The sequence below is a fragment of the Aminiphilus circumscriptus DSM 16581 genome (assembly GCF_000526375.1).
Taxonomy (GTDB): domain Bacteria; phylum Synergistota; class Synergistia; order Synergistales; family Aminiphilaceae; genus Aminiphilus; species Aminiphilus circumscriptus.
This window is the reverse complement of the sequence record NZ_JAFY01000005.1, coordinates 136,481-159,823: the sequence shown is the minus strand read 5'-3', so window position 1 is coordinate 159,823 and position 23,343 is coordinate 136,481. Positions and strand designations below refer to the sequence as shown.

The window sequence follows — 23,343 nt, the reverse complement described above, 5'->3', positions numbered from 1 at the left end:
TGCTCTGGAAGAGAGGAATTTCGGGAGGATCCGAGGATGATTCGGAACGAGGATGTTGCAACAATGGTGCGGCGCCGCATCCGGGAGGTCCGGGAGTGCATGGCCGAAGCGGCCGAACAGGCCTGCCGGGATGTCGCCTCGATACGTCTTGTGGCCGTATCGAAGTATCACCCCGTTTCCGCCATGATCGCCGCGGCTCTGGGAGGAGCGGATGTCCTGGGGGAAAGCCGCGTTCAGGAGGCGTTGGCAAAACGGCCGGCCTGGGAGGCGGAACTCCGTCATCGTGGCGTGCCGCAGCCATGGATTCCATGGCATCTGGTGGGCCATCTTCAGCGAAACAAGGCCAGAAAGGCGATGGAACTCTTTTCGTGCATCCAGAGTGTCGATTCCGCCCGGCTCGGCGAAGATCTCTCCCGAATCGCCGGCGAGGATGGGAGGACGCTTTCGGTGCTGCTCGAAGTGAACACTTCGGGAGAGGCGAGCAAACATGGTGTTCCCCCTGAGGCGGCTCCGGCGCTGACGGAGCATCTCCTCGAAAAGTGTCCCTTCCTTTCCGTGGAGGGGCTCATGACCGTCGGTCCCCTGGAGGGAGGCGAACGCGAGACGGCAGCGGCCTTTGTCCGCTTACGGACGCTTCGGGACGATCTGGCCCGCCGTTTCGGACACCCCTTTCCGGAGCTTTCCATGGGCATGAGTGGCGATTTCGCTTTGGCCATTCGGGAGGGGAGCACGATGGTGCGAATCGGCAGCGCGATTTTTGGCCCGAGAGGAGGGACGGAGGATGTTTGAGCGACTTCTCGTTCGACTGGGCATTCTCGAAGAAGTGGAGGATCTCGCCGTGGAGGACGATGTTCTTCAGGAACGAAAGCGGCGCGTGCTCGAACCGTCGCCTTCCGGAGCCACGCTGATCCTCTGCAGGGGGTCCGCCTGCATCGAACGCCGGGAGGCCCTCGGTGAAGCGCTCCGGCAGGGGCGTCTCGTCCTGATGGATCTTCGCACCTGCGAACGCGGCGTCGGACAGAACATTCTCGACTTCGTCTGCAGCGTTGCCTACGCGGAAAAAGGGGACGTGCGGCGGATCGCTCCCGGAGTCTTTCTTGCGCTTTCGGATGTGACGGTTTTGGAGGAGTGGGACACGGCCCGCACGGAGAAAAAAGACGAAGGGGCGGAAAACGACGAGGGACGATCGCAGGTGCAGGTTGGACCCAGAGGGGAGGAGGAACCGTGAGCGAGAAGGAACTGCTTTCCGCCATGGACGTGGCCAATCAGGAGTTCAAACGTGCGCTTCGGGGATACGACCAGAGCGAGGTGGATTCCTTTCTCGACCAGGTGGCGGGAAGTATTCACGCCTATGCGGAGCAGTACAGGGAACAGCAGCGGCGCATCCAGCAGCTTGAAGAGCAGATGAAGGAATATCGGGGACTCAAGGAGTCGCTGCAGGAGGCGCTTCTCATGGCGCAGAGGAGCGCGGAGGAGCGGGTCCGTGCGGCGGAACGACAGGCCGATGCCGTCATCGCCGAGGCCCAGGCCAGGGCCGAACATCTGATCGGCGAAGCCCGCAACCAGGTGGAGACAGCCCGGAGAGAACTCGCCCGCGTCCGGGACGTGCGTCGGGATCTCGTGGGCGAGCTGCGGGCGCTTCTTTCCCGGTTTGATTCCCTCCTTGAAACACAAAACGAGGATGCCGATTCGGAGGGAGGAACATCTTCCCTGTCCGAACCTTGAGAGAGAGGCATTTCCTCACTCGTCTTCCTCTTGCCGCACTTGTGACGATGCGTCCGAACCAGTACAATAGACCAATGGCTTCCAGAGGATATGGACCATTGATTCCATAGAGAGGCCGAACTTTGACAATTCCATAAGGGGTGAGACATCGATGCAACTGATGCAGATGTTGTTGATTGCGGCGGGTGTCGCAGTCGGCTTTGCGGCGGGATATTTCCTTCGCAAGGCCTTCGAAGAGAAACGTCTCGACGGAGCGCGAGCCCAGACTGAACGGATGCTCAAGGACGCGGAATCACAGGCGGAGCAACGGAAGAGGGAAATCCTCACGGAAGCGAAGGAGGAAGCCCTTCGGCTTCGCCAGGACGTCGAGAAGGAAATCAAGGACCGGCGGAACGAACAGCAGCGAGTGGAGCGTCGCCTGGAACAGAAGGAAGAGAATCTCGACCGCAAGCTCGATGCCCTTGCCCGCAAGGAAGAAGAGCTCAAAATCAGTCAGGACACGCTGAAGTCCCGCATGGAGGAGATCGAGACGATCAAGATGGAGCAGGTGCGCCGACTCGAAGAAGTGGCGGGGATGACGAGGGAGCAGGCGCAGCAGGTTCTCCTTGCGGAGGTGGAGCGGGAGGCCGATCACATCATCGGACTTCGCCTCAAGGAGCTTGAGGAGAAGGCCAAGCGCGAAGCCGACAAGAAGGCCGCGGAGATCATCTCCACCGCGATTCAGCGCTGTGCGGTGGAACACACGTCGGAGGTGGCCGTGAGCGTGGTGAACCTTCCCTCCGACGAAATGAAGGGGCGCATCATCGGCAGAGAGGGACGCAACATCCGCGCCTTCGAAACCCTCACCGGCGTGGATCTCATTGTGGACGACACGCCCGAAGCGGTCACCGTGAGCAGTTTCGACCCCGTCCGCCGGGAAGTTGCCCGGCGTTCCCTCGAAAGGCTCATCGTGGATGGCCGGATACACCCTGCCCGGATCGAGGAGCTTGTGGAGAAGGCCCAGCGCGAGGTAGAGGAGCAAATCCTCGAAGCCGGCGAAGAGGCCCTTCTCGACACGGGAGTCAAGAACATGCACCAGGATCTGGTGCGTCTCGTGGGGCAGCTCAGATTCCGGACGAGCTACGGACAAAATTCCCTCCTGCACAGTCTGGAGGTGGCGCACCTCACGGGCATGATGGCCGCCGAACTGGGGCTCGATGAATCCCTCGCCCGCAGGGCGGGTCTGCTCCACGACATCGGCAAGGCCGTGGACCATCAGGTGGAAGGTCCCCATGCAGTCATCGGAGCGGAACTCGCCCGTAAGGCCGGCGAACCGCAGGAGGTGGTGAACGCCATTGCCTCCCATCACGAGGACGAGGAGCCCCAGACGGTGTATGCGGTTCTCGTCGCCGCCGCCGACGCGGTGAGTGCCTCCCGGCCGGGAGCGCGCCGGGAGAGCCTGGATGCCTATATCAAACGCCTGGAGAAATTGGAAAGCCTGGCCAAGACATTTCAGGGTGTCTCCAAGGCCTTTGCCATCCAGGCGGGGCGCGAGGTGCGGGTCATGGTCGTTCCCAACCTCACCGACGATGGGTCGATCCAGAAAATTGCCTTCGATGTGGCGAGGAAGATCGAGGACGAGATGAAATATCCAGGACAGATCAAGATCACGGTGGTTCGGGAAACCCGGGCAGTGGAGTACGCGAAATAATCATGCGCATTCTTTTTATCGGTGACGTGGTGGGCAGGCCCGGAAGGGATCTCGTGCGGGAACTCCTTCCACGCATTCGAGAGGAAGACGGTCCCTTCACGTTCGTCCTCGCCAACGGCGAGAACGCGGCGGCCGGTTTCGGCCTCACCGAGAAGGTGATGGAGGAACTGTTCGCTCTGGGGGTCGATTGTCTTACCGGAGGAAACCACATCTGGGACAAGAAGGAGTTTCTTCCCGTTCTCGCGGGAGAAAACCGAGTGTTGCGGCCCGCGAACTATCCCGAGGGTTGCCCCGGTCAGGGGTGGACCGTTCTCGAGCGGGGCGGCGCCCGCATGGCGGTGCTGAACCTGCAGGGCAGGACATTCATGCCTCCCCTTGATTGTCCTTTTCGGACGGCGGATCTCCTGCTCGGGCGAATTTCCGAGCAGGCGGTCTTCGTCGATTTTCACGCCGAGGCCACATCCGAGAAATATGCTCTTTTTCGGTATCTCGAGGGGCGCGTTTCGGCGGTAGTGGGGACTCATACGCACGTACAGACCGCCGACGAAGATGTTCTTCCCGGTGGTACGGCGATTCTCTCGGACGTGGGCATGACGGGAGGACACGGCGGCGTCATCGGCATGGAGAAAGAGACGACGCTCTCTCGGTTTCTGACGGGTCTGCCCTCCAAATTTTCCGTCTGCGAGAGCGACCTTCGCCTCTGCGGCGTGGTGGTTGACATCGATGAGGAGACGGGAAGGGCTCTCCATATACGGCGCTTGCAGATCCGTCTGTGACGGTCTTCCTCTGTTGCAGCGCCTCGAATGTTTGACGGGGGACCGTGCAAAGGCTCTCGGGAAGACGATGCCGGAGCCGATCCACATGGATGAACCAGGCTCGAAGCTGCTGTCGAAATCGAGTACGCGGGGCGGAGGAGTTCCAGAGGCTGTCACAGGAAAAAAGCGAGCCCTCAGGGAGGTGCCGGAGTCATGACGGTAGAAATGCTTAAGGTCAGTGCCAACAGCAATCCCAACGCAGTAGCGGGTGCGATTGCCTCCATCGTCCGGGCTGGCAAGGAAGTGGAGATTCAGGCCATAGGTGCGGGAGCGGTGAATCAGGGCGTCAAATCCATCGCCATCGCGCGGGGCTATCTCGCGCCGAACGGGCTGGACATCTGTTGCGTTCCCGCGTTTGCGGACATCGAAATCGACGGCCAGAGCCGCACCGCCGTGAAGCTTATGATCCGAAACAGATAGAAAGAGAGACACACTTTTCGGAGAGCGTGTCTGCGTTTGGCCGTGACGGCCGAAAAACGGCGCGGGCGACATGGGTCCGACCGAGAAAGAGGATCTGTAAAGAGGATTTGTTTCTGCAAGCGAGAGGGGCTCCCCACGGGGGAGCCCCTCTCTTTTTCTTTGCGGGAGCTGGTGAGCTTGAGTTCCGTGTATCAAACATTCCGTTGCTTCTGCGAGCCGCCGTATACCGAACGGTATGTGCGGTAGGGTGAGAGGAGGGGCTTCGTACCTTCTCTTCTTAAGGAATCTCTGAATAAGGCTACGTCAGCCCCGCAGGGCGCCTCGCAGAGCCCGATGCGACCCGAGTCAAGGGAAAGCGAAAGGTCTTTATTCAGGGCTTCCTTAACTCGAGTATCCTGTTTCGAGAGCGAATTCGACCTTGCGTCACCTGGTCAGGGATTGTCGTTTCGAGTATCCTATCAAAAGAGTTGCTCTAAGGAATCTCTGAATAAGGCTACGTCAGCCCCGCAGGGCGCCTCGCAGAGCCTGATGCGACCCGAGTCAAGGAAAAGCGAAAGATCTTTGTTCAGAACTTCCCTAAATATTCTTTCGCACCATCTCTCTTATTTCTCCGAGAGGGATGGATTTCTCTCTTTGCGCGGCAGCTCGGAAAAACCATTTCGAGAAAGGAGGAAGAAAAAAGGACGAGAAGAGAAAAAGGAGGAGGGAATGAAGTGATGCGAAGACATGAATGTCGTGGATCGAGAGTCGGGAGAGGATATCTCCTCTTTATGCTTCTGTTGATTGCATTGGGGGTGGTTGTCTCCGTGCCTTTTGAGGGGCAGGCGGAAACTTCCGCCGTCGTTGTCGGTTCAGGGTCCCAGGAGAAGACGGTCGCCGGAGAATACATCGTTCTGTTTCACGCCAAATCCCGAATAACCACGAGCACTGGCGAAACGCGGCGCGCTCTTGCGGCGTTGATGCTCGAAATGCAGGGGGAATATCTGGCGAATCGCTACGGCCTTGTGGTTCTACGCACGTACGATGCGATCGCGGAAACGACGGGAAAGGGCATGTTCCACGTCCGAAGTGATTTGGCGGCGAAGGATCAGAGGATAGAGGAGAAGTTACGGTCTCTTCTCGAGCAGGATCTGCTCATTGAGTCCGTGACGCCGAACCGGGAACAGAAGTTGATCTCTACGCCCTGATCTTTTTCTGGAAACACAACGGATTTCTTCCAAAAAACCGACGAAAGTGGTGATGTGCCGTGAAGAAGATCGGAGTTGCCTTTTTCTGCCTGTTGCTCCTCGTTTTTTGTGTCGGATCGGTGAGTGCTGCAGCCTCTCCGGACTATGTCCCCGGTGAGGTTCTTGTTCTCCTCCGAGAGGCTCCTTCCGCGAACATCCAGGCGAACGGTGTTTCCTTCGAAGCTGCCCTCGCCGCTCAGGCGTCCGCCTTTGCGGAGTCCGTCGGAGCCCGGGCGGTGCGCACCTATTCCTCTCTGGCAGCGGTGACGGGAAAAAGCATCCTGTTGCTCCGCTCTGACGTAAAAAGCACGGAGGAGCTCCTTGCGGCGGTCGAGGAAAACGACGCAGTGCTCGGAGCGAGTCCCAACTACATCGTCCATGCCACGGTGGAACCCAATGATCCGCGCTACGGGGAACTTTGGGGAATGGCGCGCATCGACGCCCCCTCGGCGTGGGACGCCACGACGGGAAGCGACGCGGTCTACGTGGTGGTGATCGACACTGGAATCGCGTACGATCACGAAGATCTCGCGGCGAACATGGGACGCGATCTGGAGGGGTTTTATGGGCGGAACTACGTCGAAGGAGCGCCCGATCCCACGGATCCGCGGGATGACCAAGGACACGGAACCCACGTGGCGGGCACCATCGGCGCTGTAGGGAACAATGGTGTAGGTGTGGCGGGCGTGAACTGGAACGTCAAACTGTTGGCGGTCAAAGCTCTGAACTCCGAGGGCAGCGGTACGACCGACGCGATCATCGCCGGACTCAACTACGTGCTTGGGCAGAAAAACGGTGGGCTGAATGTCCGCGTGGTCAACATGTCTCTAGGAGGATGGGCTCCTATCGTGACGAATCCCTCTGCGAGTCCTTACGGCCATGCGATCCAGGCGGTCTGTGACGCGGGCGTTCTCGTCGTGGTCGCCGCTGGAAACGAATACCAGGATATCGACAATCCCGGCGGCCCCGGGTCGAACCCAGACGACCCCGACTATGACTATCGAGGAGAGCGTCCCTATCCGGCCTGTTTCCAGTTCGATGGAATGATCACCGTTGCGGCCATCGATCGCTTCGGCGAGAAAGGCGACTTTTCCAACTATAGCCCGACCTTTGTGCATCTCGCCGCTCCGGGTGTTGCTATTCTCAGCACCACTTTCGACGGTGGATACGGTCTTAAAGGCGGAACATCCATGGCGACGCCCCATGTGGTCGGTGCGGCGGCGCTTCTGGCGGCCCGATATCCTGCGGAGACAGCGGCACAGATCAAGGCTCGCATTCTCGGTGCAGTGAACGTTAACCCCGAACTGGCAGGAAAGGTTGCCACGGGGGGCGATTTGAACGTTGCTGCGGCGATGAGTAGTGCGCCCACAGGTACTCTGACGCCTACTGTCCCTCCCACTCCTTCGTCCGGTGGTGGCGGTGGTGGCGGTTGTTCCGTGGGTGTCGTGCCCGGCATGCTTCTGCTTCTGGTTCCGTTGCTCCTGTTGAGCGGAAAACGCTAGCGCGGGACGCTCTTCGGAGAGAGCGCCGCAGGCTCCCGTCCTTTTCTCGTGGGAGAGCGCCGCGGAAAAACATCTGTACTGTCCCGGAAAGCCGCCGCAGTGTTCGAGGCGGCTTTCCATTTTTTGTCCTATCAAAGATTTTCATTTTTCGAGGTCGAAACGGCAGGTCAGGGAAGGGAGGAATTAAATTTTTAGAGAGCCTCTGAATAAGACTGCGTCAGCCCCGCAGGGCGCCTCGAAGATCCCGACGCGACCCGAGTTAAGGGAAAGCGAAAGGCCTTTATGCAGAGCTTCCTTAGATGTTCGCTAAGCACTGCCCGCCGGTAGTTGTTCTGTTCATAGAGGTACGCTTGAGAAAGGTACGATTGCCGCATCGAGTCGAGGTGACGCGGCAGCTCGGACCACCCAGCGCTCAGCGGAAGTCTTCCTGGAAACGACGGTCCATGTGGCCCCTTTGGCCCCTTTGGTGCCCGCTCTTGATGATCGTTGCCACATTCTCTGCGAACTGGTTCGTCAAGTCCGGTTGCGTCACGACCGAAACGGAAACCGGAGTGGTGGAGAATTCCTTGTGGAACAGGGACGATTTTTCCGGCGCAACGCGCCGAGGAAACGGGGGAATGGGACGTGTCCGATCCGAAATGGAGCGGCGTGCAGTCTTTGTTGACGGAACAGCATGTGGCGAGGCTCGCGGAGATACGACAGAAGCTGCGCGACCAGGAAGTGTCTCTGAAGGGAGACGGAAGCGGCGGAGCAGGAGCGCTCTCCCCGGTGTTTGAAAGCCTGGTGGAGAAAGCTCTCGCCGCCTCGACGAAATCCTCGCCGTTTCCCATCACGGACGGGCCCGTTTTCACCGCAAAGCCCGTTCCATCCTGGGAGCTGACTCCTCCGGGCGAGGAGGGGGTTCTTCAATGGGGGGACTGGGTGGAAGTGGACGGAGCGAAGTATTGCCGGGCCTATCCGCCGGAGGGGACTTCCCGAGGGGGCCCCGCGTATTACATGGACGAGGCGGGAGGATGGTACAGCCTCGCGTCCTGTCCGGGTGCGGTGCTCGCTCCCATCGAGGCTCCCGCGTGGTATTCCCCAGAGATGGGTGGTCCCCCGCCTCTCGACAGGGAGGAGGAGACGCCCGTGACGGGTGGGACGCCGAATCTCTCCTATCAGTGGGGAGAGTGGACGGAGATCGACGGTGTGTCCTATCGGGAGGTGGTTCCCCCGGAGCCGCTTCAGGGCGGCACCAGCCGTTACTACATGAACGAGGAGGGCGACTGGTTCCGTTTGCGCGGTACGGAGGGCGCTACTCTGGAGCCCATCGAGCCACCGAAGTGGTTTGCGGGCTGGACGCCCGTGGAGACGGAGCCCTCGGACGGCCTGCGTCAGGCTCTCCGGACCTTTCTGGAGGAATTGATCGGTGCTCTCGAGGGAGCGATGGGGACATCGGCATAACGACGGGAGAAATGACAGCGTGGGTGGGGAAAAGAGTTTTACGGAGCCTCTGAAAAATGCCGTGCCGATCTCGGAAAAAGGCGATGCAATCGACAATCGAGAGAGGGCGATGCCTACTTGATCAGGGTTTCCTTACTCTTTTTTGCGCCCGCTTTTTCTCCGTTCCGACGGAAAAAGCGCGGAGGAACTTCTTGCGGCGTGCGGGAACAGCCTCGCCGTGTTGAGCGTACACCCTAAAGTACATCAGATGCGTAGGTGGTAATTGCGGCGGTAGAGACGTTGCGGGCCGGGCTGAAGCAGCCCGGCCCGTTTACGTGCGTCCGCTGCCGTTTTCACTCAGCAAATGCGGGGAAGCAGTTCACCCACGGGCATGTCCACGAGGCGCCGGCCTCCGATGCGGGTGGTCAGGCTCACCAGGTTCGGATGCTCCTCCGTGATGACGCCGATTTCCGCAGCCTCCGCCCCGAGAGGGTGGCTTCGAAGGAGGCGGAGAGCCTCGGCAGTCTCCCCGGGAGCGATTGCCACGACGGCGGTTCCTTCACAGGCGAGATAGAGGGAATCCAGACCGAGAAGATCGGCGACGGAGACAACCCCCGGATCGACCGGAAAGGCCCTTTCCTCCACGGAGATGCCGAGGTGGCGGCTTTCCGCCCATTCGCAGAGGACGGTCCCCACGCCTCCCCGAGTGCAGTCCCGCATGGCCCGGAGCCCGGGGAGCGACAGCAGGGGAGCAAGCAACGGCCACAGGGCGGCGCAATCGCTGGCGAGCCCCGGGACGTCCAATTCGTAGCGTGCCGCGGCGATGGCTGCACCGTGCCGTCCGGCTGGACCGGTGAGGAGAATCGTGTCCCCGGGCTGCAGCCTGGCGGCTCCGAGTCGTTCTTCTCTGCGGGGCTCTTCTCTGCCCAAGGCGCAGGCGGAGAGAAAAAGCCCGTCCACGGCGCCTCGGGGAACCACTTTGGTGTCTCCGCCCACGAGGCGCATCTCCAGGGCGCCGCACACGGCTCCGGCGCTTCGGAGATGCGCCAGAAGCTCCTCTTCGTCGAATCCTTCCTCCGCGATGACACTGAGCAGAAGCTGTTCCGGACGAACGCCGCGGACGGCGAGGTCGTTCGCGACGCCGCAGGCGGCGAGCTTGCCGAGGTTGCCCCCCGGAAAGAAGCGGGGTGTGACGGTGAATCCGTCCATGGTCGCCCCCGAGCCGTCCGGTGTGATGGCGCAATCTTCCATATCGTGTCCGGTGAGGGGGAAGCACTCGGCGATACGGTGCACGAGCTGCTGGGTCAGTCTTCCGCCGCTGCCGTGTCCGAGCGTCAGGCGGCTCATGGCGTGCCTCGCAGGGCGTAGCGATAGTGTGCGGCGCAGCTTCCTTCGCTGGAGACCATGCAGGGACCTACCGGCGATGCGGGAGTGCAGGGATTGTCGAAGAGCGGGCATTCCGGAGGAGTCAATTTCCCCGTGAGGATGTCCCCGCAGCGGCACCCCGTCTCCACCTGTGCGGGGTTTGTCGGAAGAGGAAAGCGTTGCGCGGCGTCCCACGGAAGGAATTCTTCCCGCAGAGCGAGTCCTGAGGATGGGATCACGCCGAGTCCCCGCCACGGCGCGTCCACAGGGCGGAAGACGCGCTCCATCAGTTCCCGGGCTCTCGCGTTTCCTTCAGGGCGCACTGCTTTTCCGTAGAGGGAGCGCACTGTGGGCCTGTTTGTGCGGATCTGCCGAAGCAGCTCCGTCAGGCCGAGCAGGATTTCTTCGGCCTCGAAGCCGGCGATGGCGCAGGCGATGCCGTGTCGCTCGGAAAGGAAGGAATAGGGCGCTTCGCCGAGGATGACGCTCACGTGACCGGGAAGAAGCAGTCCATCCACGGCCAGCTCGGGATCGGCCGCGAGGACGCGCAGCACCGGCGGAACGAGTTTGTGGAGGGAGAGGACGGAAAAATTGGCTGTCTTCTTTTCCGCCGCCTCCAGGACGACCGCCGCCGTGGAAGGTGCGGTGGTCTCGAAGCCCGGCGCGAGAAAGACCACCTGCCGTTCTGGTTCCCGAAGGGCTGTCTCCAGAGCTTGAAAGGCGGAGGTGACGATGCGCACGTCCGCGCTCCGTCCCCTCGTGTCCAGGAGAGAGCCATCCCGCCCGGGAACGCGCAACAGGTCTCCGAAGGTGGTGACGGTCACTCCGGAAAGAGACGCCAGAGAAAGAGCCGCGTCGATCTCGCTCTGATCGGTGACGCACACGGGGCATCCGGGGCCGGAGAGAAGCGTGAGCCCTTCGGGGAGGAGGGACCGGATGCCGCTTCGGAAAATGGAGACCGTGTGGGTACCGCAGACCTCCATGAGGATCGTTGGACGCGAGACGAGATGTGCCAGCAGTTTGCCGAAGGAGGGAACTGTGCGTTCAGGCATTGTTCATGCGTTCGGAGTCGTCGGACAGGCCGAGGGAAATGCCGGCGGAATCGGAGGCTGGCTCCGGGGAAAGAGTGGCTTCGAGCGCACGGATCTCCTCCCAGAGAGACTCCAGTTCCCTCCCGTCCTCTTCCTGGAGTTTCTCGATGGCGAAGCCGGCATGGACCAGAATGCTGTCTCCGATCTGCACGGAGGAAAGCAGGTCGGTCCGAACGAGGACTTCCACGTTTCCCGCCCGGGCGCGACAGGTCCGTCCGTCCGTAATGGCCACGATTCGATGGGGAATTGCAAGGCACATGGAATTTTCTCCTTGGATGATCAAAATTGAGTGGTCCCGGCGGGGCCAGTGTTTTGACGGGGCTTTCCGCTGTTTATATTTCGGAAAGTATTGTACCTCCTGAAGGAACCATTGTCTTGGCTTTTGGCTTGTACTAAAATACAGAGGAATATGTGCGGTTTAAAGTGGAGGCAGGGGAGGTGATGCGGGAGAAAGAACGACATCGGCACCGGAATCCTTGAAACGGGAGATGTTTGCGCGTCGTACATGCACGACTTTGAGACGTCGAGGAGGGGGATTATGAGCAACGGGATCGAACAGCGCGAACAGTGGGGCAGCAGGATGGGCTTTATTTTTGCGGCGGCGGGATCCGCCGTGGGGCTGGGCAACATCTGGAAATTCCCCTATATGGTCGGGGCCAACGGTGGTGGCGCCTTCGTGGTCATCTATCTCGCCATCGTCTTCACCATCGGAGTCTCGGTCATGCTGGCGGAGTTCGCCATCGGACGCAACGCAGGGCTCAACGCGGTCGGTTCCTTCAAAAAGATCAAGGGTGGGGCTTGGCCTCTCGTGGGATGGATGGGCGTTATCGCGGGATTCTTGATCCTTTCGTTCTACGGTGTGGTGGCCGGGTGGACACTCGCCTACATGGTTAAATCCTTCACGGGGCTTATCGCCATTGCCGCCGAAGGGAAGGCGGGAGACGCCTTCGGCGCCTTCGTGAGCAATCCCACCCAGGTGATCCTTTGGCAGGCCATCTTCATGCTCATGACTATCTGGATCGTCTACAAAGGGATCGGAAGCGGCATCGAGCAATATTGCAAATGGATGATGCCCGGACTCTTCCTCATTCTCCTCATCCTCATCGTTCGTTCGGTCACGCTTGAGGGTGCGGGCAAGGGGCTCGAGTTCTATCTCAAGCCCGATTTCTCCAAGGTGCATGGAGGCGTCTTTCTCGCCGCGCTGGGACAAGGCTTCTTCTCTCTCTCCCTCGGCATGGGATGCATGATCACCTACGGCAGTTATCTGTCCAAGAAAGAAGTGCTTCCCTCCGCAGCCGTGACGGTGTCCTTCCTCGACACGTGCGTCGCTTTTCTGGCAGGGCTCGTCATTTTCCCCGCGGTGTTCGCCTTCGGCGTCGAACCCGGAGCGGGACCGGGTCTCACCTTCATCACCCTTCCCAGCGTGTTCGCCAAGATGCCCGGTGGCATGATCTGGTCGGCGCTCTTCTTCTTCCTGCTCTTCCTCGCGGCCATCACCTCCGCTATCTCGCTCCTCGAGGTCTGCGTGGCCTACTTCAAGGACGAACTCGGCTGGAGCCGTCCCAAGGCGACGTGGATTCTGGGACTGGTCATTTTCCTTCTGGGTGTTCCCTCCGCGCTTTCCCTCGGAGGACATATTCCCCAGGTGGCGGGGAAGGATTTTCTGGATGCGGTGGACTTTGTTTCGTCAAATGTGTTGCTGCCTCTCGGTGGAATCTTTATCTCTCTCTTCGTGGGCTGGGTGTGGCTTGACGGAGCCGAGAAGGAAATCACAAACAACGGCACCATTCCTTTCGGTTTCATGACCGCCTGGGTATGGATCTGCCGCATCGTCGCTCCCGTGGCGATCGCCTACATCTTCTTCTCGGGCCTCAAGTGGTAGCCTGAGGGATCCACTTTTCCGGAAAGAAGCGCCTGTACTGAAAAACGTCTCCGCGTCCTCGGAACGCAATGATTTCCGAGGGCGCGGAGACAAGGTGATCGGGAAGAGGTCAGGTTATCAAAACATTCCAATGATGAATATGTATTATAAAGAAACGAAACGGGGTTTTTGTTGACCTTTTGTGAACAAGTGGTATGATTGATACAGAATGGCTCATCCCGAAGAGCGTCGCAAGAGAGTCTTCGTATTCCGGAAATCGGATTGAAAAAGGATGCGGAGCGCCGAAGGTGCAAAGCCCACGGGCTGAATCTCTCAGGCGGAAGGATTGCGACGGGAGGGATCTCTGGAAAGGGTGCGCCCGCGCCCGCCTAAGGAGCAAGCGCGCCCGCGCGAATCTCCGGGGCACCAGGACAGAGTAGGCCGTCGTCCCGTAAGGGGGGAATGACCTATGACTGTCGATGTTGTGTTGATAACCAATAACGCCCGCATCGTCGGACATGTATCCTCTTCTCGTTTCATCGAGGGGGTGGCGCAGGATGTTTTTATCGCTGCGAGGGATCTCGTCCACCAGGGGTGGCGCCTTCTCACACATCCTCTTTACGGCAATTTCCGTCCGTCGCAACAACCGTTCCGTTCCGTCCTTCTGCGGAAACCCGCCATCTCTCCCGCACCGGTCGACATGGATTCCCTGAAGTTGCTGGAGGAGGCTCTGGTTCTCCATGCTCTTCCGAGGCAAGTACCGGCAACGGGTTCCGGTTCCGGTTTTTCTTCGGAGGCACTGGAGGACTTGGCCTTTCTCGATATGGAACTCATGAAAGAAAGCCTTCTCCGGGACCATCTTTGGATCCCCTAGGAAAACATTTTTCTTCTTAGTTAAGGAACTCTGAGCACGGAACTGCAGGGCTGGAGGCGGAGCTTTCATCGGCGGTGAGAGAGGCGCGTTGTCGCGAATGCAAGGAGCGACGTGGAAGGAGCGCTTGCGGAAAGGAGGTGACGAGAGTGATCGAGGTGGACAAGGAGTCGTTCGACAGCGTCGTGCTTCAGAGTGAAATTCCGGTGGTGGTGGACTTGTGGGGACCGAAATGTGGTCCCTGTCTGGCTCTTTTGCCCCAGGTGGAGGAACTGGCGAAGGAGTACGAAGGGAGGGTGACCTTCTGCAAGCTGAATGTGGCGGAAAATCGCCGGCTGGTCATTTCCCTCAAGGTCATGGGCGTGCCCACGTTTCTTTTCTATAAGGCAGGAGAACTCGTATCCCGTATCACCGGGGGGGAGGTGACCCTCGAATCGATTCGGGAGAACACGGAGAAACTCCTGCAGGCGTAACATCCCGTTGGGGGGGACAAGCGGTGAGACTGGAACTGCACAAGATCAGCATTACCGGATTGGAATTGGGATCCGTCACTGCCCTGAAGGGCGGTGTGCTCACAGTCGATGAAAAGACTGTTCTGGAAATGCTCCGTACGGATTCCCGGTTTGCCGAGGTTGCCGTCGATGTGGCTCGTCCCGGAGAGCGGACGCGTATCACGCCCGTGAAGGATGTGGTGCAGCCTCGGTGCAAACTCGAGGGACCTGGAGAAGTGTTCCCGGGTTTCATCGGCGACGTGGAGACCGTCGGAAGCGGCAAAACCCTTGTGCTCGACGGCGCCGCGGTGGTTACCTGCGGACAGATCGTGGGCTTTCAGGAGGGTATTGTGGATATGTCCGGTCCGGGCGCTGCCTACACGCCCTTTTCCGAGACATTCAACTTGGTGTTGGTCTTCACCCCCGTGGAGGGTCTGGAGAAACACGATTACGAGAACGCCTGTCGCATGGCGGGATTCCGGGTCGCTCATTATCTTGCCTCGGCGGTGAAGACCGCCAGGGCGGATGTAGTGGAGAGCTACGAGCTGCCGCCTTTCAGCGTGGCCATGACGTCCCACGCGGGTCTGCCCAAGGTCGCCTATCTCTATATGCTCCAGTCCCAGGGATTGCTTCACGACACCTACGTGTACGGCGTGGACGCGAAAAAAATTCTTCCCACGCTAATCCATCCCAACGAGGTGATGGACGGGGCCATCGTTTCCGGGAACTGCGTCTCCGCCTGTGACAAGAACAGTACCTTCTCGCACCAGAACAACCCCGTAATTCGCGCGCTCTATGCACGGCACGGCAAGGACATCAACTTCGTAGGATGCGTCATCACCAACGAGAATGTCACGCTCGCGGATAAGAAACGCAGTTCCTCCTACGCGGTGAAGCTCGCCTCCATGCTCGGCGTGGAAGGGCTGATCATCAGCGAAGAAGGATTCGGCAATCCCGACACGGATCTCATCATGAACTGCCGCAAGGCGGAGAACGCGGGAATAAAGACGGTGCTCATCACCGACGAGTACGCCGGTCGGGATGGTGCGAGCCAGTCTCTGGCCGATGCCTGTAAAGAGGCGGATGCGGTGGTTACGGGGGGCAACGCCAACGAGATGATCCTCCTGCCTCCCATGGAGAAGGTCATCGGTTTTCCCGCTTTCGTCAACGTCATTGCCGGCGGATATGAGGGCGCTCTTCGGAAGGATGGCTCTGTTCTCGTGGAGCTGCAGGCCATCACGGGGGCGACGAGCGAACTCGGATTCTCCAAGATCAGCGCCTGCACGAAGTGATCATTCCGGTGTCGCCTGGCGGCGCGGAAGAGGCCCGATGCGTTTGCTCCTTCGGAGCGACGCATTGAAGTAAGGAAAAATGAGGAGGTGGAACCATGGGAGCGTTGGCCGGAAAGAAATTGATCCTTCTCGGCGAACGGGACGGCGTGGCGGGACCCGCCATGGAAGCCTGCTTGAAAAAGAGTGGTGCGGACATCGTCTTCTCGGTGACGGAGTGTTTCGTCTGAACCGCCGCGGGAGCCATGGACCTGCAGAATCAGCAGCGTGTCAAGGACGCCGCTGAAAAGTTCGGTGCGGAAAACGTTGTGGTCGTTCTTGGTTCTTCCGACCCGGAGGGTGCCGAGATCTATGCCGAAACGGTGACCAACGGCGATCCCACCTATGCAGGTCCTCTGGCTGGAGCCCCGTTGGGGCTCGCGGTCTATCACGTCTTCGAACCGGAGATTCGCCAGGAGGCCGACGAGGCTGCCTGGGAGGAACAGATCAGCATGATGGAAATGGTCCTCGACACGGAAAAACTGGGCCAGGCCGTCAAGAACATGCGGGAACAATACGCCAAATATCCCCTGTAATCTTGGGAACGAAATGGAGGAGGGAACCTCATGTCCTTCCGTGTAGTGCATTATATCAACCAGTTCTTTGCCGGTATCGGGGGAGAGGACAAGGCGGATGTTCCCCCGGAACTGCGGCAGGGTGTGGTCGGCCCTGGGCAGGCTCTTGCGGCCGCTCTCGGCAGCGACGCCCAGGTGGTTGCCACAGTGATCTGCGGTGACGGCTATTTCGCGGAAAATATGGAGAAGGCCACCGCGGACATTCTCCAGATGATCCGGAGCTGCAATCCCGACGCGGTGGTTGCAGGACCGGCCTTCAACGCCGGGCGTTATGGAACTGCGGCGGGTGCGGTGTGCGCGGCCGTGTCCAAGGAACTCGGCATTCCCGCCGTGACCGGTATGTACCCGGAGAACCCGGGGGTGGACATGTTCCGCAAGAGCGTAATCATCGCGAAGACCGCTGACAGTGCCCGGGGCATGAAGGATGCGGTTCCCGCCATGGCTCGTCTTACGCTGAAGCTTCTCCGGAAGGAAGAGCTGGGCTCGCCGGAGGCGGAAGGGTACCTCGAGCAGGGGCTTCGGAAGAATTTCTTCACCGATGTCACAGGTGCGGAGCGTGCCGTGGAAATGTTGGTGAACAAGCTCGCGGGGAAGCCCTTCGTCACGGAGTACCCCATGCCGGTCTTCGACAGGGTGCCCCCGAGTCCGCCCCTGAAGGATCTGGCGAATGCCACCATTGCGCTGGTCACTTCCGGAGGAATTTGCCCCAAGGGAAATCCCGACCATATCGAGGCTTCCAGCGCGACCAAGTACGGCGAATACGGTCTCGAGGAGTTCGACCGCCTCACTGCGTCCAGCCACGAGACGGCCCACGGCGGTTATGACCCCACCTACGCCAACAACGACCCGAACCGGGTGCTTCCCGTTGATGTGATGCGGGAGATGGAAAAAGAGGGTGTCTTCAAGAAGCTCTACGGAAAATTCTTCACCACCGTAGGCAACGGAACGCCCGTGGCCAATGCCAAGCGTTTCGGGGCTGAAATCGCGGCGAAGCTCAAGAAGGACGGCGTGGACGCGGTGATTCTCACCTCCACCTGAGGAACCTGCACTCGTTGCGGCGCAACGATGGTCAAGGAAATCGAACGTGCAGGATTCCCCGTTGTTCACGTATGTACGATCGTTCCCATCTCTCTCACGGTCGGCGCGAACCGGATCGTTCCCGCCGTCGCCATTCCCCATCCGCTCGGGGATCCCACGAAAACACCGGCGGAGGAAAAAATCATTCGCCGGAAACTCGTCGAAAAGGCACTCAAGGCGCTTCAAACGGAGATTTCGGAACAGACCGTCTTCTCCGAATGAACGGAGGGTCGGGGGATACCCCCCGGCCCTTTTTTACTCTTTTCAAGAGGAGGCACTCGTATGTCCAACGTTGCCGTCAAGGGATACGCCTATTGCCTGAACCACGTGCCTGAGCTCGCTCTGCACTATGGCAATACCCCTTATGTGGAACGAAAAACGAAGGGAGAATCGGAGTTTCTGAAGCAACTCCCCGGAACGCTGCAGCGCTTCGAAGAAGCATTGGCCTATCCGGCCAACCAGGCCTACATCGGCGGCATGGATCTGAACGCCCTGGAGGCGCATCCCCAGCCCTGGTACTCCCATCGCCTGGAAGGTGCGTCGCGGTTCGGCAAATACGGCGAGATCATGCCCGAGGATGAATTTCTCGGACTGTTGGACATGTGCGATGTCTTCGATTTGGTTTGGCTCGAGGAATCCTTCGCCACCAGGATTCGGGAGAAGCTGGCCGCGCATCCTTTGATGACGCCCGCTCTTCTTGCCCGCCTGGAAAAAGGGCATACCTCCGAGGAGATTCGGGGCGAGGCGGAGACACATCATGCGTTGCTTCTCTATTCCGAAGGAGTTCCCGTGGGATGCGTGCGTCAGGGACATGATGTGGACGAGTGCCTCGAAGCCTACGTGCTCTTGGAGAATCTTGCCTGCAAGGCCGGTGGCGTGCTTGCCCTCCTGCACCTTTTCAAGAACGCGGATATCGCCCCGGAGGACGTGGATTTCGTCGTGGAGTGTTCCGAGGAAGCCGCGGGGGACATGAACCAGCGGGGCGGAGGAAACTTCGCTAAGGCGGTGGCGGAGATTGCGGGATGCGTCAACGCTAGTGGCTTCGACGTGCGGGCCTTCTGTGCCGGTCCGGTGAACGCCATGATCGCCGGAGCATCCCAGGTCGCCGCCGGAGCGCGGAAGAACTGTGTCGTCCTCGCGGGTGGTGCGGTTCCGAAGCTTTGCATGAACAGCCGGGATCACGTAAAGAAAGGTCTTCCTTCCCTGGAGGACTGTCTCGGCAATTTCGCCGTGCTCCTCACTCCCGAGGACGGTGTCAGTCCGGTGATCCGCCTGGATGCTCTGGGAAAACACACGGTCGCGGCAGGGGCGGCGCCTCAGGCCATCACGGGGGCTCTCGTCTGGGATCCCCTGGAGAAGCTCGGGCTCGGCTTTTCCGATGTGGACAAATACGCGGCGGAGCTTCAGATTCCTGAAATCACCGTTCCCGCAGGAGCTGGAAACGTCCCCGAGGCGAATTTTAAAATGATCGCCGCCCTGGCGGTCATGAAGAAACAGCTAGAAAAGGGGGACATGAACGACTTCGTCAAAAAACGAGGCGTTCCCGGATTCGCCCACACCCAGGGGCATATTCCCTCGGGGGTTCCCTTTGTGGGACACGCCTGCGACTGGATCAAGGAAGGACGAATCAGGAGGGCCATGATCATCGGCAAGGGGAGTCTCTTCCTCGCCCGACTCACGAATCTTTCCGACGGCGCGTCCTTCCTCCTCGAACCGCCCCAGGCGAAGAAGGCGTCGGTGGAGTCGCTCACGAAGGAGGATGTGAAAGCGCTTCTTCTGGAGGCGCTGTCCGACCTCGCGGCTTCCCTCGGGAAGCAGGAGGCGTAAGGAGGGGCTTTTTATTATGACGAAAGACACAAAACGGCTCCTCGGAACGGCCCTGAGGGAGATCGTGGATGCTGCGCGTGCAGTGGAACGGGGCGATACAGGCCCCAAGGTCCGGATCGGTCTGTTGGCGTCGGGGAGCGAACTCGGGCCGGAGGAACTGCTCCGGGGAGCGTTGCTCGCCCAGGAATCCTCGCCCGTTCAGGTGGTCATGATCGGTCCCCGGAGCGCCGGCGAAGGTGCGAAAGAACTCTCGTGGATCGAGACGCCGGACTGCGAAGAGGACATCTCCCGGGCCATGGAGAAGGCCCTCGACGAAGGAGAGATCCAGGGCTGTGTAGCCTTGCACTATCCCTTTCCTCTGGGTGTGACGACCATCGGCAAGGTTCTCACGCCCGCGCGGGGAAAGGGGATGTTTCTTGCCTCCACCACGGGAACGGCCTCGGCGAACCGCGTGGAAGCCATGCTTCGCAACACGTTTTACGGTATCGCCACGGCGAAGGCGTCGGGTATTGCCGATCCCACCGTGGGCATTCTGAACGTGGAAGGTGCCCAGACGGTTTTCAAGGCGCTGAAGAAACTTCAGGAAAAGGGATACGCGCTCACTTTCGGTAGCAGCGTACGCAGGGATGGCGGCGCGATTCTCCGGGGAAACGATATTCTGGCGGGTGCCGTGGACGTGTGCGTTGCGGACAGTCTCACGGGAAACGTGCTCATGAAAATGTTTGCCGCCTTCACCACCGGTGGGGGCTACGAGGCAACTGGATGGGGATACGGTCCCTCCTGCGGAGAGGGATGGGATCGAATCGTCTCCATCATCTCCCGGGCGAGCGGCGCTCCCGTCATTGCCGGAGCCATCGCTCTCACGGCCCGGACGGTTCGGGGAGCATTGCCCCGTCTTGTCCAGGAGGAACTCAGCGCGGCCCGTAAAGCCGGACTCGACGCGATTCTCGAAGATTTTGCCGTGCGGGCGCAAGGTGTGGCCGAACTGGTGGTTGCGCCTCCAGCCGAACCCACCGATGAAGAAATTCACGGTCTGGACGTGCTCTCCATCGAAGAGGCGGTGCGGGAGCTGTGGAAGGCGGGTATCTACGCGGAATCCGCCATGGGATGTACCGGACCGGTCGTCAAGATTCCCGGGCGCCATAAGGAGACGGCGGAGGAACTTTTGCGGCGGGGAGGATATTGCTGATCGACGAGAGATGCACGAGAAGATTGTCTATTCCATATAGAATACGCAGATGAAAAGAGCTATACTTTTTTGTGGAGTGGGGCACAACTTCCCTGAAGGGGGGTGGATCATGTTCGGACTGGAGAGCGGATCACGGAGGTCCAGGATGATTCGTTTGAAGGAAAGGTGACATGGAACGCATCTCACGTTTTCATGGGAGTTTTTCTGCGTCGTTCTGTCATTTTGCATCCCGATGAACAAAAGGAGGATGACAAATGGAATCGGTCATGAGGATCAACGACCTTGTCAACGGAATCGTATGGGGGCCCTGGATGCTCACGCTTCTCGTGGGCACCGGCGTTTACCTGACCTTTGTCCTCGGCTTTCCCCAGCTTCGCTATTTCGGTTTTATGTTCAAGGAAGTTTTCGGAAAACTCGGTAAGAAGACAGAAAACGAAGGATCCATTTCCTCCTTCGCCGCTCTCGCCACGGCCCTGGCCTCCACGGTGGGTACCGGAAACATCGCCGGTGTCGCCACGGCACTTCATCTGGGAGGTCCGGGTGCACTTTTCTGGATGCTCATCTCCGCGATTTTCGGCATGACCACCAAGTTCGCGGAAGTGACGCTGGCGGTGCGGTACCGTGAAAAGGATCCCCTCGGCAACTGGCGCGGCGGTACCATGTATATTCTTGAAAAAGCGGTCGGACAGAAGTGGCTTGCCTGGCTTTTCGCCTTCTTCACCACCTTCGCCGCCTTCGGCATCGGCAACGCCATTCAGGCCAACTCCACTGCCGAGGGCCTGAATCTCGGCTTCGGCATTCCCCATCTCTACACCGGCATCGCCATCGCGATTCTCACGGGGCTCGTCATCGTCGGCGGCTTGAAGCGCATCTCCGATGTGACCACCTATCTCGTTCCCTTCATGGCGATCTTCTACATCATCGGTGCTATTCTTGTGCTTGTCCATCATATGGATCAAATCCCCGGTGCCCTAGCTAATGCGGTGAAGTACGCCTTCAGTGATCCCATGGCCATGCCGGGTGCCGTGGCAGGATGGAGCGTGAAGATCGCCCTTACCAAGGGAATTGCCCGGGGCGTCTTCTCCAATGAGGCGGGGCTCGGTTCCGCGCCGCTGGTGCATGCCACGGCCCAGGTCGACCATCCCGTCCGCCAGGGCGTGTACGGCCTCTTCGAGGTCTTCACCGACACCATCGTCATCTGCACCCTCACGGCGCTCACCATTCTCACCACGGGCGTGCTCACGGCGAATCCGGATCTCACGGGAGCCCAGCTCACGCTTTCCGGTTTCAAAATCGTTCTCGGAGACACGGGAGTCATGATTCTCTCCCTGGGGCTGTCCATGTTCGCCTTCTCCACGATCCTCGGCTGGTACTGGTACGGTGAGACCGGTGCCCAGTACATCTTCGGCGTGAAGGTCATTCCCGTGTACAAGGTTCTCTGGATCATTGTCATCATCATTGGCGCCTACGGCGGCGGCGGTAACTTCCTCAAGCACATCTGGGATATGGCGGATACTATGAACGGTCTCATGGCCATTCCCAACCTCATTGCCCTTCTCTGGCTCTCCGGCGAACTCCGAAAGCTGGTGAAGGATTTCGACGACAAGCACAGAGGCGGTCTTCTGAAGTAGGAACGATTCGCCCGGACGGGGAACGAGCCTCCCCGTCCGGGACGAAAGGAGAAGCGTCATGGCCTATCGACCTACGAGAATGGATGTCCGTCTGGACAATCTCCAGCAGAACTTTCGTGTCATACGTCAGTACGTGGGAACGGGAACCCAGGTCATGGGCGTGGTCAAGGCAGACGGGTACGGGATGGGTGTTTTCGCCGTCGTGGAAGCCCTGCAACAGGTTGGGTGTCAGCGTTTCGCCGTGGCAACCCCCGACGAGGCCATCGTCTTGCGCGAAAAGGGAATGGCGGATCCGCTTCTGGTTCTGGGGCCTTCTCCCAGGGATGTGGCGGAGGAATATGTGCAGCGGAACATCGCCGCGACTGTCACGGATCTCGAATTCGCCCGGGCGCTCTCCGATGCAGCCCGAAAGAGCGGACGATCCGCGTTGGTTCATCTGAAGATCGATACAGGAATGGGGCGTATCGGATTTCTTCCCGAAGAAATCGCTGGAGTGGCGGAACAACTTCGAGGGCTTCCGGGGCTTGACTGTGAAGGGGTGTTTACGCATTTTGCCGTTGCCGACGAACGTGATCGTGAGTACACTCACTTACAGTTCCGTCGCTATGGGGATGCCCTGGAGCAGTTACGGGTTTCGGGAGTGGGAGTGCGGCTGCGCCATGTGTGCAACAGCGCGGGAACGCTCAACTACCCGGAGATGCATTTGGACGCGGTCCGCCCCGGGCTGATCCTTTACGGTATGTGGCCGTCGAACTTTTGCGAACACCCCTTCGAGTTGAAGGAGGTTTTTTCCGTGAAGACTGCCGTGGCGGCTCTCCGTGAGCTGCCACAGGGGTGGGGTGTCGGGTACGGTCTGCGCTACATGACGAGGGGAGCGGAGCGGATCGCCGTGCTTCCTCTGGGATACGCGGACGGTTATCCGAGGTCGCTTGCCATGAAAGCGCAGGTCCTCATCCGGGGTGAGCGCGCTCCCCTCGTGGGAAGCATCTGTATGGACCAGATCATGGTGAACGTGACGCACATTCCGAACGTACGGGTAGGGGATGAGGTTGTCCTCCTTGGAAGCCAGGGAGACGACCGCATTTCTCCCGAGGAAATGGCGGCTTTGCTCGGCACGATCAATTATGAGATTCCGAATCTGTTCATGCCGCGTGTTCCGCGGTATTACTCGCACGGTCAGTGAGGCGAACGGCATTTCTCCCGGAGAATCTCGAGTATTTCCTGCACAATGATCGGA

Annotated in this window: 22 protein-coding genes and 2 riboswitches; of the genes, 19 read left to right on the top strand and 3 right to left on the bottom strand. The window is 59.7% G+C overall.

Translation table 11 applies throughout. The features are described 5' to 3' along the window. Window positions 1–36: 36 nt before the first annotated feature. The 9 genes from K349_RS0107860 (at window position 37) to K349_RS0107815 (ending at window position 8,821) form a co-directional block, all read left to right on the top strand. Window positions 37–789 carry a YggS family pyridoxal phosphate-dependent enzyme gene (locus K349_RS0107860; RefSeq protein ID WP_029165303.1) on the top strand — a complete coding sequence of 251 codons (753 nt, stop codon included), beginning with the start codon at window positions 37–39 and terminating at the stop codon, window positions 787–789. Next, entirely contained in the window at window positions 782–1,228 is a 447-nt protein-coding gene (locus K349_RS0107855; RefSeq protein WP_029165302.1) for a cell division protein SepF, read from the top strand. Before K349_RS0107860 ends, K349_RS0107855 begins: the two co-directional genes overlap by 8 nt. After that, entirely contained in the window at window positions 1,225–1,725 is a 501-nt protein-coding gene (locus K349_RS0107850; protein WP_029165301.1) for a DivIVA domain-containing protein, read from the top strand. The genes K349_RS0107855 and K349_RS0107850 overlap by 4 nt, the downstream gene beginning before the upstream one ends. 151 nt (window positions 1,726–1,876) lie before the next feature. Then, complete coding sequence (rny, locus tag K349_RS0107845) at window positions 1,877–3,415, top strand: ribonuclease Y (protein ID WP_029165300.1); 1,539 nt, start codon at window positions 1,877–1,879, stop codon at window positions 3,413–3,415. A gap of 2 nt (window positions 3,416–3,417) precedes the next feature. Next, complete coding sequence (locus K349_RS0107840; RefSeq protein ID WP_029165299.1) at window positions 3,418–4,191, top strand: TIGR00282 family metallophosphoesterase; 774 nt, start codon at window positions 3,418–3,420, stop codon at window positions 4,189–4,191. A 192-nt stretch (window positions 4,192–4,383) separates the two neighbouring features. Beyond that, window positions 4,384–4,650 (top strand): stage V sporulation protein S, encoded by a 267-nt coding sequence (locus K349_RS0107835; protein ID WP_029165298.1) that lies wholly within the window; start codon window positions 4,384–4,386, stop codon window positions 4,648–4,650. Between the two features lie 713 nt (window positions 4,651–5,363). Next, window positions 5,364–5,837, top strand: coding sequence for a DEAD/DEAH box helicase family protein (locus K349_RS0107825; RefSeq protein WP_157367334.1), 474 nt, complete (start codon window positions 5,364–5,366; stop codon window positions 5,835–5,837). 59 nt (window positions 5,838–5,896) lie between these two features. Continuing rightward, complete coding sequence (locus tag K349_RS19880) at window positions 5,897–7,378, top strand: S8 family serine peptidase (protein WP_029165296.1); 1,482 nt, start codon at window positions 5,897–5,899, stop codon at window positions 7,376–7,378. Between the two features lie 624 nt (window positions 7,379–8,002). Continuing rightward, a complete protein-coding gene (locus tag K349_RS0107815; RefSeq protein WP_029165295.1) occupies window positions 8,003–8,821 on the top strand; it encodes a hypothetical protein in 819 nt (272 codons plus the stop codon). A 336-nt stretch (window positions 8,822–9,157) separates the two neighbouring features. On the opposite strand, the gene hypE is transcribed toward K349_RS0107815, so the two are convergent. From hypE to K349_RS16760, 3 genes are read right to left on the bottom strand one after another with little or no spacing between them, the layout of a single operon-like run. Then, window positions 9,158–10,147 carry a hydrogenase expression/formation protein HypE gene (hypE, locus tag K349_RS0107810; RefSeq protein ID WP_029165294.1) on the bottom strand — a complete coding sequence of 330 codons (990 nt, stop codon included), beginning with the start codon at window positions 10,145–10,147 and terminating at the stop codon, window positions 9,158–9,160. Continuing rightward, window positions 10,144–11,217, bottom strand: coding sequence for a hydrogenase formation protein HypD (gene hypD / locus K349_RS0107805; RefSeq protein WP_029165293.1), 1,074 nt, complete (start codon window positions 11,215–11,217; stop codon window positions 10,144–10,146). The genes hypE and hypD overlap by 4 nt, the downstream gene beginning before the upstream one ends. Next, window positions 11,210–11,515 carry a HypC/HybG/HupF family hydrogenase formation chaperone gene (locus tag K349_RS16760; protein WP_029165292.1) on the bottom strand — a complete coding sequence of 102 codons (306 nt, stop codon included), beginning with the start codon at window positions 11,513–11,515 and terminating at the stop codon, window positions 11,210–11,212. Before K349_RS16760 ends, hypD begins: the two co-directional genes overlap by 8 nt. Window positions 11,516–11,794: 279 nt before the next feature. Here K349_RS16760 and K349_RS0107795 point away from each other — a divergent pair, with 279 nt between their 5' ends. The 10 genes from K349_RS0107795 (at window position 11,795) to alr (ending at window position 23,289) form a co-directional block, all read left to right on the top strand. Then, window positions 11,795–13,138: a sodium-dependent transporter gene (locus K349_RS0107795; protein ID WP_029165291.1), complete on the top strand. Its 1,344-nt coding sequence runs from the start codon at window positions 11,795–11,797 to the stop codon at window positions 13,136–13,138. 221 nt (window positions 13,139–13,359) lie between these two features. Next, window positions 13,360–13,476: riboswitch (glycine riboswitch) on the top strand. A gap of 3 nt (window positions 13,477–13,479) precedes the next feature. Next, window positions 13,480–13,554: riboswitch (glycine riboswitch) on the top strand. A gap of 32 nt (window positions 13,555–13,586) precedes the next feature. After that, the gene (locus tag K349_RS0107790) at window positions 13,587–13,991 is read left to right on the top strand and encodes a GrdX family protein (protein WP_029165290.1); all 405 of its coding nucleotides are present in this window, start codon (window positions 13,587–13,589) and stop codon (window positions 13,989–13,991) included. A 146-nt stretch (window positions 13,992–14,137) separates the two neighbouring features. After that, the gene (locus K349_RS0107785; RefSeq protein WP_029165289.1) at window positions 14,138–14,461 is read left to right on the top strand and encodes a thioredoxin family protein; all 324 of its coding nucleotides are present in this window, start codon (window positions 14,138–14,140) and stop codon (window positions 14,459–14,461) included. A 23-nt stretch (window positions 14,462–14,484) separates the two neighbouring features. Beyond that, window positions 14,485–15,771 (top strand): glycine/sarcosine/betaine reductase component B subunit, encoded by a 1,287-nt coding sequence (locus tag K349_RS0107780; protein WP_029165288.1) that lies wholly within the window; start codon window positions 14,485–14,487, stop codon window positions 15,769–15,771. A 95-nt stretch (window positions 15,772–15,866) separates the two neighbouring features. Beyond that, on the top strand, window positions 15,867–16,343 hold the full coding sequence (gene grdA / locus K349_RS0107770; protein WP_084460285.1) for a glycine/sarcosine/betaine reductase complex selenoprotein A: 477 nt from the start codon (window positions 15,867–15,869) through the stop codon (window positions 16,341–16,343). Between the two features lie 30 nt (window positions 16,344–16,373). Continuing rightward, complete coding sequence (grdB, locus tag K349_RS0107765; RefSeq protein WP_084460284.1) at window positions 16,374–17,681, top strand: glycine reductase complex selenoprotein B; 1,308 nt, start codon at window positions 16,374–16,376, stop codon at window positions 17,679–17,681. 60 nt (window positions 17,682–17,741) lie between these two features. Continuing rightward, the gene (gene grdC, locus K349_RS0107755; RefSeq protein WP_029165283.1) at window positions 17,742–19,286 is read left to right on the top strand and encodes a glycine/sarcosine/betaine reductase complex component C subunit beta; all 1,545 of its coding nucleotides are present in this window, start codon (window positions 17,742–17,744) and stop codon (window positions 19,284–19,286) included. A 16-nt stretch (window positions 19,287–19,302) separates the two neighbouring features. Then, window positions 19,303–20,475 carry a glycine/sarcosine/betaine reductase complex component C subunit alpha gene (gene grdD / locus K349_RS0107750; RefSeq protein ID WP_029165282.1) on the top strand — a complete coding sequence of 391 codons (1,173 nt, stop codon included), beginning with the start codon at window positions 19,303–19,305 and terminating at the stop codon, window positions 20,473–20,475. 254 nt (window positions 20,476–20,729) lie between these two features. Further along, entirely contained in the window at window positions 20,730–22,106 is a 1,377-nt protein-coding gene (locus tag K349_RS0107745) for an alanine/glycine:cation symporter family protein (protein ID WP_029165281.1), read from the top strand. 58 nt (window positions 22,107–22,164) lie between these two features. Further along, entirely contained in the window at window positions 22,165–23,289 is a 1,125-nt protein-coding gene (gene alr, locus K349_RS0107740) for an alanine racemase (protein WP_029165280.1), read from the top strand. Window positions 23,290–23,343: the final 54 nt, after the last annotated feature.